11 protein-coding genes and 1 tRNA gene are annotated in these 13430 nt (G+C 40.9%); 6 read left to right on the top strand and 6 right to left on the bottom strand.

Features of this window, described 5'->3' with window-relative positions; all coding sequences use genetic code 11:
* Window positions 1-98: 98 nt before the first annotated feature.
* On the top strand, window positions 99-1130 hold the full coding sequence (locus Q0895_RS08955; protein ID WP_299187939.1) for a hypothetical protein: 1032 nt from the start codon (window positions 99-101) through the stop codon (window positions 1128-1130).
* Window positions 1131-1155: 25 nt separating this feature from the next.
* On the opposite strand, the gene Q0895_RS08950 is transcribed toward Q0895_RS08955, so the two are convergent.
* Window positions 1156-2532 carry an integrase arm-type DNA-binding domain-containing protein gene (locus Q0895_RS08950; protein ID WP_299187937.1) on the bottom strand — a complete coding sequence of 459 codons (1377 nt, stop codon included), beginning with the start codon at window positions 2530-2532 and terminating at the stop codon, window positions 1156-1158.
* 283 nt (window positions 2533-2815) lie between these two features.
* Window positions 2816-2906 (bottom strand) — tRNA-Ser (locus Q0895_RS08945).
* A 129-nt stretch (window positions 2907-3035) separates the two neighbouring features.
* Here Q0895_RS08945 and Q0895_RS08940 point away from each other — a divergent pair.
* The 3 genes from Q0895_RS08940 (at window position 3036) to Q0895_RS08930 (ending at window position 4866) form a co-directional block, all read left to right on the top strand.
* A complete protein-coding gene (locus Q0895_RS08940) occupies window positions 3036-3932 on the top strand; it encodes a DNA/RNA non-specific endonuclease (protein WP_058369637.1) in 897 nt (298 codons plus the stop codon).
* Between the two features lie 75 nt (window positions 3933-4007).
* Window positions 4008-4271, top strand: a complete 264-nt coding sequence (locus Q0895_RS08935; RefSeq protein ID WP_058369636.1) for a hypothetical protein — start codon at window positions 4008-4010, stop codon at window positions 4269-4271.
* 211 nt (window positions 4272-4482) lie between these two features.
* Window positions 4483-4866 carry a DUF2147 domain-containing protein gene (locus tag Q0895_RS08930; protein ID WP_058369635.1) on the top strand — a complete coding sequence of 128 codons (384 nt, stop codon included), beginning with the start codon at window positions 4483-4485 and terminating at the stop codon, window positions 4864-4866.
* A gap of 148 nt (window positions 4867-5014) precedes the next feature.
* Here the strand turns inward: Q0895_RS08930 and Q0895_RS08925 are convergent, their stop codons facing one another.
* The 4 genes from Q0895_RS08925 to Q0895_RS08910 all read right to left on the bottom strand — a co-directional run bounded on the left by Q0895_RS08925 (window position 5015) and on the right by Q0895_RS08910 (window position 9845).
* Window positions 5015-6277, bottom strand: a complete 1263-nt coding sequence (locus Q0895_RS08925; RefSeq protein ID WP_299187930.1) for an ammonium transporter — start codon at window positions 6275-6277, stop codon at window positions 5015-5017.
* A 150-nt stretch (window positions 6278-6427) separates the two neighbouring features.
* Complete coding sequence (locus Q0895_RS08920) at window positions 6428-6766, bottom strand: P-II family nitrogen regulator (protein WP_058369633.1); 339 nt, start codon at window positions 6764-6766, stop codon at window positions 6428-6430.
* A 601-nt stretch (window positions 6767-7367) separates the two neighbouring features.
* Window positions 7368-8222, bottom strand: a complete 855-nt coding sequence (locus Q0895_RS08915) for a universal stress protein (protein WP_058369632.1) — start codon at window positions 8220-8222, stop codon at window positions 7368-7370.
* 123 nt (window positions 8223-8345) lie between these two features.
* Complete coding sequence (locus Q0895_RS08910; RefSeq protein ID WP_299187922.1) at window positions 8346-9845, bottom strand: SulP family inorganic anion transporter; 1500 nt, start codon at window positions 9843-9845, stop codon at window positions 8346-8348.
* Window positions 9846-10508: 663 nt separating this feature from the next.
* Here Q0895_RS08910 and murD point away from each other — a divergent pair.
* A complete protein-coding gene (gene murD / locus Q0895_RS08905) occupies window positions 10509-11945 on the top strand; it encodes a UDP-N-acetylmuramoyl-L-alanine--D-glutamate ligase (RefSeq protein ID WP_299187919.1) in 1437 nt (478 codons plus the stop codon).
* A gap of 241 nt (window positions 11946-12186) precedes the next feature.
* Window positions 12187-13383 carry a putative lipid II flippase FtsW gene (ftsW, locus tag Q0895_RS08900; RefSeq protein WP_058369629.1) on the top strand — a complete coding sequence of 399 codons (1197 nt, stop codon included), beginning with the start codon at window positions 12187-12189 and terminating at the stop codon, window positions 13381-13383.
* Window positions 13384-13430: the final 47 nt, after the last annotated feature.

Raw genomic sequence — 13430 nt, 5'->3', positions numbered from 1 at the left:
GAAGCGATGATTTCACTATATACAGCTATAAAATTACTAAGTATGCAATAGATTTACTACTAAAATATACATATTTACTAAGCATCAGGATTTTCTATATGAGTAACAATCACCATATTTTAGAACAACAGGCGCAAACGCTTGGTCCATTTCAAAATGTTCAACATCAATATATAAATCAGAATAGCCAGCCACATGTAATTATTACAAGAGAGGATATTTATAAAAAGGTTAAAAAGATAGATATAGAAGCTGTTAAACAGTTTTTATTTTATGATTATCTATCAATAGGAAGAGTAAAACTCTTCTATGATTTCGATGATGATGACGCTTATAACCTTTTAACTGATCATTTACTTACAAACTCTAGCCCATTCCAAAAACTTGATTATTTAGTATCGTTGAAAACATATAGTTCTATCCCGAACTCTTTTTTAAATTGGTTTGCTAGTGATTTAAGGGCAGGTTTGTATTTTTCAGCTTATGTGGATACTGAGTTTGTTCAAGATTGTTTTTATGGAGGTATAGAGTTTTTATACTGGATAAAGTCAATTATAAAAATATCAAATTTAGAGGTGGAAAAACATATTACTATTAGACCGAACCTTAATACTGACCAGAGTCTAAAAGAAATAAATATTGGAAACTTAAACATGATGAAAAGAAGGTATTTGAATCGGAGGACACCTTCAAAAAAGATAGATTGGATTAATTTAGAAGATGTTGAGCAAATTCAATGGGGATACAATTATTTAGATGATCGTAAAAATCTCGTATTAAGTAGTATTTTTTTTCCTAAGACGATCAAGGATAAGTATAATTTAATTTTAGCTAGTATTGATATTGCAGATGATAATGATTTCGAATATAAAGTACCTAATGGAGATAAGGAATTGCTCTTTACTGCAAGAGGTTATTTAATTTATAAAATGCGTAGAGCATGGGATAGTATTCTGAGTACGCGAAAAAAAGCTGAAGATAAGTCTAAAAGAGTAGTTACTATCACTCAAAAAAATTATAAAATATTAATTAAACTTAGTTTACATCAAAAGCTATCGCTTAATAAGATGGTTAATAAATTAATTGAAGACGAATATTCTTTAATTAAAGAACATCTGGATAGCGATTGAAGTTCAGACTATTAGTCTAATAACTTTATTTATTATTAAGCTTATCATTCTTAATAAGTGATAGTAGGTCATCAATAGTAACTCCTTTACTGAGTAAGGCTTCAACAAGCACTTGTTTGTTTGCACTCTGTAACGTCTCAGGTTGTTGATTTTTCAAGGTATTTTCAATCTGCTTACGAGCAGTTTGAAAGTCTACAACTTCACCTGTATCTCTGAGCAGGTCTAAAAAATCCGCCCAAACCTGCATAATTTTACGACGCTCTTCCAAATGCTGTGCATGATTATATACCGCTCTAATACTGCTTTTTTTATCATGGGCCATTTGCTTTTCGATAGCATCGCCCATATAGCCAAGCTCGTTTAAGTTGGTTGAGGCGATATGGCGAAAGCCGTGACCTGTCTGTTTGCCTGCGTAGCCTAAGATATCGAGCGCGTTATTAATAAACTCTTCACTATAGGGCTGATGCATGCCTGTATGGTAGAACACGTACTCATACTGCCCTGTGATGTCTTTCATCTCTTCTAGCACTGCGAGCATCTGATCTGACAATGGTACAACGTGCTTACGTGCAATTTTAAGATTATCGATATCAACACGCCATAAGCGGTTCGCAAAATCGATGTGTGACCATTTCATCATACGTAGCTCGATAGTACGACAAAATGAATAGGCTAAAAACTTCATACCTAAACGAGTCTGATCATGACCATGATAGCCTTCGATAGCTTGTAGTAGCGCAGGCAGCTCATTAATATCCACGTGCTTCATGTGCTGACTTTTGGCTTTAGGGTAGAGCGCTTTTAGATCATCGATTGGGTTTTGCTCGATAATACGTTCACGTTTGGCACGCCTTAGGACATTAGCAACCAAATCGATAGTACGTCTGGTGACTTCACGCGGTGGCTCACCGTCTTTGTTCACACGCTTTTCGATCTCATCTGCCATTGAACGGCAATCTTCAAAGCTCACGTCCTTTAAAGCAATACCTTTAAAGTGTGGCAACACGTCTTTATGCATACGATTATAGTCTTGCTGATAGGTACGCGGTTTGACGTTACGCTGACGCTCATTAAGCCAATCTAATGCGTAGTCATTAAACTTCTGCGCTTGGATATTGGCAAGCTTGTCTTGACGCTTTTTATTTTTTGGATCGATACCATCGGTGAGTAGTGCCTTGATCTCAGTATTAGCCTGCCTTGCTTCAGACAACGACATAAGAGGATAAGTGCCAAGTGTCATTCGTGTTTGCCTACCATCAAAGCGATAGGCGCTTATCCATGTCTTTGTGCCAGTATTGCGTACTAATAGCTGTAAACCTTGCTGATCACTGTATTTGTCAGGACGCGCAGGCGTGCATTTCTCACTAGGTTTAAGCTTACGGATCTTACTATCGCTTAACATGTTGGTCTATTCCCTATGGCTATAAGCTATATAATTCAAGTAATACAACAAATACGTTGGTCTAATACTGAATAATAAAGCTTAAATGTTGGTCTTTTTGAGGTCTAATGAAATCATAGACCAACAGATAGACCAACACAAGCTATGGGATAGGTAGGTCATGTTCGGATAGATTAGGAAAACGTTAGACATAAAAAAAACGCTATAAGCGTTATTTATAAAGGGTTGCAGAGATGTATAGGAGTGTTTAGGACAAGATAGGAAAACTAGCATTTGATAAGATTGGCGGTGAAGGAGGGATTCGAACCCTCGATACGCTATGAACGTATACACACTTTCCAGGCGTGCGGTTTCAGCCACTCACCCACTTCACCGATTTTTGAACGCCTAAGTATAGCGGATAAGATTTAAAATGTCACGACTTACGCCTTATCTTTCTTTATTAGTAGTCCCCTGCTAGGATAGCGTATACGTAATAGCGAGCATAGACGGTTGAAAGTTGCATGATAAGTTTTGGCAGGTATAAAGACGTTTTTAAAAATAGCATTATAATAACAGTATTTACTGTCACAGTAGGACTATCATCGGCGCAGGCGGATGACTTTACCCAATGTAGCCAGTCTTTTTATGGTGGTATCTACCCTGAATTTATTAATAATAAGCTAAATAATAAGACACAACCCTTATGTATGGATGGTTTTGCTGTCATGTATTCTGGGATATCACGTACACCGTTATGGTCAGCAGAACATCTAACCCGCAAGCGTTTGCAGCAAGCCAAAGACATCGATCGGGAAGATAGCTTTCATGAAGAAAGCCGAGTTCCGAAGTCAGCACGTGCTTCACTGTCAGATTATTCAGGTTCTGGTTACGATCGCGGGCATCTGGCACCCAATGCCGATATGGCCACCCGCAGCCAGCAATACGACAGCTTTAGTTTGGCCAATATAGCGCCGCAGTCGCCACGCAATAACCGCTATATTTGGCGTAATATTGAGTCTGCTACGCGTTACCTAACACAGCAGTATGGTGAAGTTTATACGGTCACAGGTGTCGCATTTACTAATAAGAAAACCAAACAGCTTGCTGGACGAGTGCTGGTGCCCAGTCATTTTTTCAAGGCCGTTTATATTCCAGCGACCAATCAGGCGGGTGTATATTATGCCCCCAACGACGAATCCGAGCGTATAGAAATCATTAGTATTAATGAATTGACAGCTGAGACTGGCATTGATGTTTTACCAGTGCTTGATATTCAAACCAAAACGCAAGCATTAGAGTTGCCATTAAAGGCTGGAGAAAGTACAGATACACCGAGCGATGCGCCAACTGAAGGGCCTGCTTGGATGCTGTTTGTATGGGCAATTCTTGAATGGTTGGTTGCACAGCTGCAAGCATAAATTATAGCCAGCTTGAATAATGTCCATTATTTACCTGTGAATAATATCCAATGTTACTCAGACATGGAGAGTAAAATGATTGAACCATTCGCGAATAATCATCAAAGTATGCAAGTTGGTGAGCTAATCATAGAAAATCAAGAAGACAAAATTATCATTTATGGAGATCTTGATTTATTGCTTGATGAGTCAGGCTACGAGCAAGCAAAGCAGTTGCATGAGTTGACGACTAAGGTATTACAAGCTTTCAAAAATTCTAATCAAAATAATAAAAAAACGCTCTCGTCAAAAGAAAACAGTGACCGACCAGACAAAGATATAGACAATCCTTTCATGTAACTATTTGATATAGTTTTGATTTTATAGAAACAATTATCTATAAAAAACTACTAGGCAAAGTTCGGATTTTGTCTATAATGAGTGCAGAAGGTGTCATTTAAGTTGATTGTAGCGCTTAAGATGTTAATAGAAGGCGGCAGCAAACGACTGATGACATAGGATAAGCACAAAAAACGTTGTTTTTGAATCATCATACGAATGGAGTCGATCTATGAAATTATTTACAAAATCTGTGTTAGCAGTTGCTGGTATTAGCATGGCCACTATGGCAATGGCAGCTGACCCATTAGCCAACACCACTTGGCAAACTTTTGACGATGGCAAGCCGAAAGGTGTGGTCAAAATCACTGAGTCAAACGGTGTCTTAACTGGTAAGCTTATCAGTACCGTATCAGAAAAAGGTAAGAAACACGTCGGTATGACTATTATCTCTGATCTAAAAGCTGATGGCGGCGGTAAGTATAGTGGTGGTACTATCACAGATCCTGAAAAGAACAAAACCTACCGTATGACTGCTAGCTTAGAAGGTAATACGCTTAATTTAAAAGGCTACCTAGGACCATTTTCACGTAGTCAGACTTGGAAAAAGAAATAAATAATATTTTTATTTATACCACTGTTTGATATCTACTAAATAATTGTATTGAACACAAAATAATAAAACCCGCATCGCCAATTGGTCATGCGGGTTTATTTTTATTAAATTTTGATATTACCAAAATAAGCTGACTTTTGGAGTAAGATTAGTTAGTGAACTCAGGGTAAGCTTCCATACCGCATTCTGCGATATCAGCGCCTTCGTACTCATCTTCTTCAGAGATGCGCAAACCAATAGTGGCTCTAATAATCGCCCATACAATGGAGCTGGCAACGAACACCCAGACAAAAATAGTCGCAGCGCCTACCACCTGACCGACTAAGCTAGCAGCAGGATTGGTAATAGGGACTATTAACAGACCAAATAGGCCGACGATGCCATGGACTGAGATGGCACCGACAGGGTCATCAATCTTTATTTTGTCTAAAGCAAGAATAGATAATACGACAATTGCCCCTGCAATAAGACCAAAGAGCGTCGCTTGCAGTGCAGATGGGGTAGAAGGTTCTGCAGTAATGGCTACTAGGCCTGCCAATGCACCATTTAAGAGCATGGTCAAATCTGCTTTGCCAAAGATAAGACGTGCTAGTAATAAAGCACCAATTGCGCCACCTGCTGCAGCAGCGTTGGTATTCAAAAACACCATTGCGACTGCGTTAGCACTAGCGATATCGCCCAGTTTCAATACTGAACCACCGTTAAAGCCAAACCAGCCCATCCACAGTATCAATGTACCAAGGGCTGCTAATGGCAAATTAGCACCAGGAATCGCTCGTATCTCACCATTGGGTCCATATTTGCCCTTACGCGCACCCAAAAACAACACACCGGATAATGCCGCTGCTGCCCCTGCCATATGAACGATACCAGAGCCTGCAAAGTCAGAAAAACCCATAGCAGTTAAGCTAAATAGTCCAAAGACATCGTTGCCACCCCATGTCCAACTACCTTCTAGTGGGTAGATAAAGCCAGTCATTACTACCGCAAATATTAAAAAAGCCCAAAGCTTCATGCGCTCAGCGACAGCGCCTGAGACAATTGACATACAAGTGGCCACAAAGACAACTTGGAAGAAAAAGTCAGATGCCGCAGAGTAGACAGAATCACCTTCGAAGCCGTTTTCGACTGAGGTTGCTAAAGCGTCTTTTACTAAAGTCTCACCACCTGCAATACCGCTTAAAAACCAGTCGCCACCATACATAATAGCGTAGCCACATATCATATACATAGTGCAAGCGGTTGCAAAAAGAGTGATATTCTTGGTTAAAATTTCGACAGTATTTTTTGATCGAACCAGTCCAGCCTCTAACATGGTAAAGCCTGCGGCCATCCACATGACCAGTGCGCCACATACCAAAAAATAAAACGTGTCGAGTGCGTATTGCAGCTCAAAAATCTGACTTTGCATCTTAATTCCCCCTTGAATTGACAATGCGGTAGATTGGTTTGCTTTTAGACGTACATTACAAAGTAGCTGTCCTTATGACATGATGTTTGTTAAAACGATACTTGCACCAATCGTGTGCAAAACTGCTTATTTATGGTTTAACTATAGGTTCTAAATAGCATCTGGACCTGTTTCGCTGGTACGAATTCGAATGACTTGTTCGAGTGCTGTCACAAATATCTTGCCATCACCGATTTTGCCAGTGCTGGCGATACGTGTGATAGCCTCAATAGCTGGCTCAACCATCTCATCGATAACCGCGACCTCAACTTTTACTTTTGGTAAAAAGTCCACTACGTACTCTGCACCGCGATACAGTTCAGTATGTCCTTTTTGACGACCAAACCCTTTAACTTCGGTGACAGTGACGCCTTTGACGCCAATATCAGACAGTGCTTCACGCACATCATCAAGCTTAAATGGTTTTAAAATCGCAGTGATTAACTTCATAAAAAATTTCCTTATATGAATGATGTCGCAGGCCATTGCATACTTTTAATGCATCATAGCTTTGCCATGCTTGTGATAAGTCATTCAAAAAATGTGCCAGACGTACTCAAGGGGGAGGAACGTTTGGACTTATCTACCTTAAAAATGACCACCACTATAACGGACAAAAGCTTTAAATTCTCATCGTATATGGTGCAATAAAAACGAGATAGTCCTGATAATTACATAGTAATTTTAGGATAAATACAGCAGTATTGCCTGTGACGTTAGGTGCAACAAGAACTTTATTATAACCAACTTTCATACCCTACGGGGAGGGTATCCTGTGATGATTTGCGAAAATCTTACAAAGAGGGGAACTTAGATGTCAAAACAAAATCCGGATACAGGTATCTATCATAACAGTGTAGATAATAAGGCGTTATAGAGGTCAGTGAATGATGGCATACGAAGATAAAAGTAGGGCGGGTTTACAACATAATCGTCTGATAGCCAGACAGTAGATTGGGCTGTAAATAAGAAGCTGCCTACGCTAAGAGCAGTACAGGTAGCTTCGATATTAGTAATAACTTATACGCTGTAATAGCAAAGATAAAGGAATTTAGGCTTTAGGAAAAAGTAAATAAGGCGTCTTAGTAGTGCCCAATAACTTCTCAGTTTCGCTCCCTTTGAGTAGCTCACGTAACCGCGATTGTCCAAAAGCACCAGTCATCAGCAGGCCAATATTATGCTCGCTTTGATAATAGTTCAAAGCAGCACAAACATCGCGGCAGTTCAATAAAGTTTTTTTACAATTGATACCTGCTTGCTTGAGACGTGCATAAGCTTCGCGTAGTGCATCACAGTTTTCAGAGGTATCTTTACCAACCATCACAATATGGATGGTTAAGGCTCTAATCAGCGGTGTTTTACATAACCAATTAAGCATTTTATGTGAAGTGGCGCGATTATCAAATGCAAATAAAGCGGTAGTAGGGGGCGAAAATGGTGCATGAGTCACCAAAATGGGGCAATGACTCAAACGTATCAGCTGACTTAGGGTAGATTTACAGGTAACATGATGACCGATGACTATCAATTGTGATTTTTCATCGACATAATCGATACTATCACCGAGCGTTTCATGACGATGCAGCGTATAGACTTTACGCTTATGCAAATTTTGCTCACAATAAGCCGCTGCTTGATGCAGCAAAAGTTTGCCTTGAGCTTTGAGCTCTGAGTTACTCAGATGCTCATGACTTGTAAATTGATCAAGTAAATGATTTTCATCGTCAATATTTAAGCAGCCTGAATAGTTGATAGCCGCCTTTTGCTGTACGCTTGGTACTGCATGTAGTAGACCGACGGGCGTTTGCATACGCTTGGAGGCCCACATACTAGCATCCAATACAGCTTGTACATGGTCAGGACAATCTAAACAAGCAATAACACTATCTGGTTTTAAGTTACTCATAAGGGCAACCACATCATCTCAAAAAAAAGTACAGTTAAGCGAAACAGAGCAGCACAGTAGCTATGATTGATAGCCACTGTTCAGCAAACTCTGAGAGCAAAACTAGACGTTTGAGCCTATTTGCTAATCCAATAGGCCGATATCGCGGCGATCGTGAATAGAGAAACGATCGATCAACGTGCGACTGGCGTTATTTAAACCAACTACTTTGACATCAATACCCTCGCGTTGCAAGCGCATGACCAATTTATCTAAAGTATCGACCGCACTGATATCCCAAAAATGTGCGTGACTGACATCGATCTCAATATTATCTACTGCCTCTTTAGTGTCGAAGCTTTGCAAAAATTGCGTTGTCGATGCAAAGAAAACCTGTCCTTGGACATAGTAATAACGAGTATTGCTACTGTCATCATACTCACTAAATATAGTCAAGAATTGACCAATTTTGTTAGCAAAAGCCAAGGCTGATAGCAGGACGCCAACCCCAACCCCATACGCTAAGTTGTGAGTAAAGACAGTGGTCAAGACGGTCGCTAGCATGACAATGTTAAACGACATAGGGTGCGTTTTAAATTCTCGAATCGACTGCCAGTTAAATGTACCGATTGATACCATAATCATAACGGCAACGAGAGCAGCCATCGGGATTTGACTGACCCAATCACTTAAAAAGACCACCATAATTAATAAGACTACACCAGCCATTAATGTCGATAAGCGCGTACGTCCGCCAGATTTTACGTTGATCATGGATTGACCAATCATCGCGCACCCTGCCATACCCCCAAAAAAACCTGAAACGACGTTGGCAATACCCTGACCACGGCATTCACGGTTTTTATTACTTGGCGTATCGGTCAACTCATCTACAATCGTAGCGGTCATCATCGATTCGAGCAAACCAACAATGGCTAACGCAATAGAGTAAGGAGCAATAATCAGTAACGTGTTTAGATTGAGTGGAATATCAGGTAGCAAAAACACAGGCAACGAATCGGGTAGGTCGCCCATACTGCCTACATTACGAATGTCTAAATTCATATATAATGCGACAGCTGTCAGACCAACGATACACACAAGCGGTGATGGCACAATACGGCCGATCTTGGGAATAAGCGGAAACAGATAGATAATTGCTAGACCAGCTGCCGTCATCATATAGACGGTCAAGCCAACACGTTCAGTCGCTGGATTAAGCTCTGGCAGCTGAGCGGCAAATATCAAAATCGCCAGCGCATTGACAAAGCCTATCACTACTGAGCGAGAGACAAAGCGCATCAGATTACCAAGCTTTAGGATACCCATGATAATCTGGATACCACCGCATAGCAGTGTTGCTGCAAGCAAGTATTGCAGCCCATGCTCAGCGACTAGGTCAACCATGACAAGTGCCATCGCACCTGTCGCAGCTGAGATCATGCCTGGGCGACCGCCAACGAAGCTAATCACTACGGCAATACAAAATGAGGCGTACAAACCAACCTTTGGATCGACGCCTGCAATAATAGAAAAAGCAATGGCTTCTGGAATCAGCGCCAATGCAACAACGATACCAGACAGCACATCGCCGCGCACATTAGAAAACCACTCATCACGTAAGCTATCAAAAAAAGATGTCATAAGTAAACTGCATAGATTTGGAGGCAAAAAAAGTAATCATCCGCTAGTGGTCATATTATTTATCAACAACAGTATCTATCAACAATAACCATTTATAGATAATATTGGCCGCTAAAGAAGCTACCGCGTCGCTTAACAGACTAAAACTGTCAAACGGTCTTGCACTTTCACTATCTTAAAGTTTATGAATATCTCACAACATTTGGCTACCGAGTCGTTTGCAGTATTGCCAATAGTAAAATATGATAAAAACCTAAGATAGTACACAAATGGCTATGATGATGTATCACAGCAGATAGATTGTCAGGTAAGATAGGCAGAGTAGCTATAAAAAATAACTATAAATAAGCGTCTGCTGCAACCTAGTGACAGTATGATTCGCTACCAAGGTCTAATAGCCATGTGATAAATGCCATAATATAGGTCATAACATACTCAATCGGCATACAAAACTAAATTATCAGTTAAGGCCTCAGTAACTTAATATAAAAACATGCGCATAATAGCACAAAGTGATGAAAAAGCAGTACCGAAACATGCACGATACCGTTATCATGCTTACCATTATAATAGTTAGAAATATCGTATCGCCTATCTAGCCGATGTCTTATCGACAACCCTCATATTTGATAGCCAAACCCTAGACTCAAAAAGGAAAGATATATGACGACCCTTGCTGCAACAGAAACTCTAATCCATAAAGGCGGTGGCCTGCAGGTGGTTGTCGGATTGGGTCAATCAGGACTATCGGCAGCACGTTATCTGACTGAACAAGGCTATCAGGTAGCAGTCACAGATGGTCAATCAGCACCAGTATTAGCAGATAAGCTTCCTGCTGCTATCGAAGTTCGTCAGTTTGGTGCTATTGATGCAGAGTTATTGCAACAAGCCGCACGTATTATTATTAGTCCTGGTATCTCTCTTGAAACTCAAGCGGTCGCAGCAGCGCGGCAAGCCAATATTCCGGTAGTCAGCGATATTCAGTTATTTTGTGAGGCTTGTGATGTTCCCATCATCGCGATTACGGGCTCTAATGCCAAAAGCACCGTGACGACACTGGTTGGTGAAATGGCTGCGGATGCCGGTATCAATGTCGGTGTCGGTGGTAATATTGGCGTTCCAGCTTTAGACCTTTTATCCAACAGCGCTATGGCTTTAGCCGTCCTTGAGCTGTCTAGCTTTCAATTAGAAACAGTGACCAATCTGGGCGCCCAAGTAGCAACAGTGCTCAATATGTCTCCTGATCATTTAGATCGCCATGGCGATATGCTTGGTTATCATCAGGCCAAGCACCGTATTTTTCAAGGTGCTAAGTCAGTAGTAATTAACCGTGAGGATGCACTTACTCGGCCATTGGTCGCTGATGATTTACCGCGTTTAAGCATTGGTATTCATGCGCCAGATAGAGGTCAGTATGGTTTGATAACTGATGTTGATGGACAGATTTATTTAGCTCGTGGTACAGAGCGGCTACTATCAGCAGACAAGCTGATTATTAAAGGTCGCCACAATTTACTCAATGCTCAAGCGGCTCTGGCACTAGGCGAGCTTGCAGGTCTACCTATCGATAGTATGCTTGCAACCTTACAACGCTTTACAGGGCTTGATCATCGTTGTCAGTATGTCGAAACTGTAGCAGGGATTGATTATTTCAATGATTCTAAAGGTACCAATATTGGCTCGACCATTGCTGCTATTGAGGGTTTAGGTGCAGTGTATGCGGCCAAAGACGGTAAACTACTTCTAATCTTAGGGGGTCAAGGCAAAGGCCAACAGTTCGGTGAGCTGGCCCCTTTTATTAATCAATATGTCAGTCAGGTTTTATTGATTGGGGAAGATAGCCAGCAGATTGAGCAGCATTTACGTGCAGCCAAGCCAAATGATGATGTGCTACTCAAGCAGTGTCAGACGTTAGAAAATGCTTTTGCTACTATTCAGCAAGTGACTAGTAGCAGCTTGTCGCAAGTACAAGCAGTGTTATTATCACCTGCATGTGCAAGCTTTGATCAGTTCAGTGGTTATGCTGCTCGCGGCGATTACTTTCGTGAGTTAGTAACGCAATTGGTTAAAGATACTGATGCTGTCAATACGCTTAGTTAATTCATCTATTTAGATGATAAATGATTGTTTTGCTTATAAATTACTGCTACTGTCAAACACAGTTAGCCAGTTCTGGTTTATGAAGAACCTCTTTTTAGTAGTCGCCAACTAACGTCTACTAAAAGCGATGGTACGTTTACTAGTTGTGATAGCTATTAAGCCTGTTTTCTATTTGATTTGGTTTAAACGGTGGCGTCGGATAGATGTCGTGTTTTTTTGTTTGTTAATATACTTGAATATTATGGCGCTCTCTTTTTTTTCTCGTTCTTCTCAAAAGTCTCAGCCAACTTCTGGCGCAGATGGTGTTCTCTCTTTACCTTCAGCACGCGCAATTTTGATATCTAGCGTTGGTTGTATGATGGTACTTAGCTTACTTATGGTGGCTTCAGCCTCTATTCCTTTTGCACTAAGTCGCGGCATGAGCGAGCTGTATTTTTTTGAACATCAGCTGCTATACATGGGCATCGGGCTAATCGCTGCAGCGATACCGTATTACTTTGTACCACTAAAAACCCTCTACCAGACTGAGACACAGTTTATATTGCTAGGTGTCACTGGTGCGCTTTTGATAGCGACGCTATTTGGTACGCCTATTAATGGTTCAAAACGCTGGCTAAACTTGGGCGTGATTAACTTTCAGGTCGCAGAGCTAGCGAAGCTTGTGGTCATTGTCTTCGTTGCTGACTTTGTAGTGCGACGCTCGTTTGAAGTCCGTAACGGTTGGGATGGGTTTTTACGCATCTCTTTAGTGATCGGTCTGCTGACTTTTTTATTATTATTGCAGCCTGATTTTGGCTCATTGGTGGTCATCGTCGGCACAGTGTTTGCTATATTTTATATCGCTGGGGCACCTTATAAGCAATTTGTCGCGCTAGGGGCGGTCGTAGGTGTGCTTGGCGTACTGGCAGTCACTATGGTTCAGTATCGTCTGACAAGGGTGTTATCGTTTTTAGATCCCTTTGATGATATTCAAGATACTGACTATCAATTGGCACGCAGCTTGATTGCATTTGGTCGTGGACAGTTTACAGGTGTAGGTTATGGTGAAAGCGTCCAAAAACTATCACATTTACCTGAGGCACATACAGATTTTTTGTTGGCCATTACTGGTGAAGAGCTAGGCTTCGTTGGCGTGACGATGATTTTGATATTAGAAGCACTTATCATCGGTAGTGCTATGCGTATTAGTTATAATGCGCTAAAACGTCGGCAAATGCGTATGAGCTATACCGCTTTTGGTATCGGCATTATTTTTATTGCACAAACGATTATTAATGCTGCTATGAATATGGGAGCGATGCCGACTAAAGGATTAACGATGCCGTTCTTTAGTTATGGTGGGTCATCAATGCTGATTAGTTTGGTGATGGTGGCGCTGCTACTCAAGATTTATAACGAGAGTCCTGAGATAGAAAAAAGCCAGTGCCGTTATTTCTAAAGAAAGTGCTAGGACAGACAAACAGAATGACGTATATTCGTTAATAT

Source organism: uncultured Psychrobacter sp., assembly GCF_947495825.1.
Taxonomy (GTDB): domain Bacteria; phylum Pseudomonadota; class Gammaproteobacteria; order Pseudomonadales; family Moraxellaceae; genus Psychrobacter.
Note: the sequence above shows the minus strand (reverse complement) of the source record. Positions and strands in the feature narration are given on the sequence as shown.

Coding starts and splice junctions, on each gene's coding strand:
- Q0895_RS08915 (WP_058369632.1), bottom strand. CDS start 8,222: ATGAGTAACTTAAAACCAGATAGTGTTATTGCTTGTTTAGATTGTCCT.
- Q0895_RS08950 (WP_299187937.1), bottom strand. CDS start 2,532: ATGTTAAGCGATAGTAAGATCCGTAAGCTTAAACCTAGTGAGAAATGC.
- murD (WP_299187919.1), top strand. CDS start 10,509: ATGACGACCCTTGCTGCAACAGAAACTCTAATCCATAAAGGCGGTGGC.
- Q0895_RS08955 (WP_299187939.1), top strand. CDS start 99: ATGAGTAACAATCACCATATTTTAGAACAACAGGCGCAAACGCTTGGT.
- Q0895_RS08925 (WP_299187930.1), bottom strand. CDS start 6,277: ATGCAAAGTCAGATTTTTGAGCTGCAATACGCACTCGACACGTTTTAT.
- Q0895_RS08940 (WP_058369637.1), top strand. CDS start 3,036: ATGATAAGTTTTGGCAGGTATAAAGACGTTTTTAAAAATAGCATTATA.
- Q0895_RS08910 (WP_299187922.1), bottom strand. CDS start 9,845: ATGACATCTTTTTTTGATAGCTTACGTGATGAGTGGTTTTCTAATGTG.
- Q0895_RS08930 (WP_058369635.1), top strand. CDS start 4,483: ATGAAATTATTTACAAAATCTGTGTTAGCAGTTGCTGGTATTAGCATG.
- ftsW (WP_058369629.1), top strand. CDS start 12,187: ATGGCGCTCTCTTTTTTTTCTCGTTCTTCTCAAAAGTCTCAGCCAACT.
- Q0895_RS08935 (WP_058369636.1), top strand. CDS start 4,008: ATGATTGAACCATTCGCGAATAATCATCAAAGTATGCAAGTTGGTGAG.
- Q0895_RS08920 (WP_058369633.1), bottom strand. CDS start 6,766: ATGAAGTTAATCACTGCGATTTTAAAACCATTTAAGCTTGATGATGTG.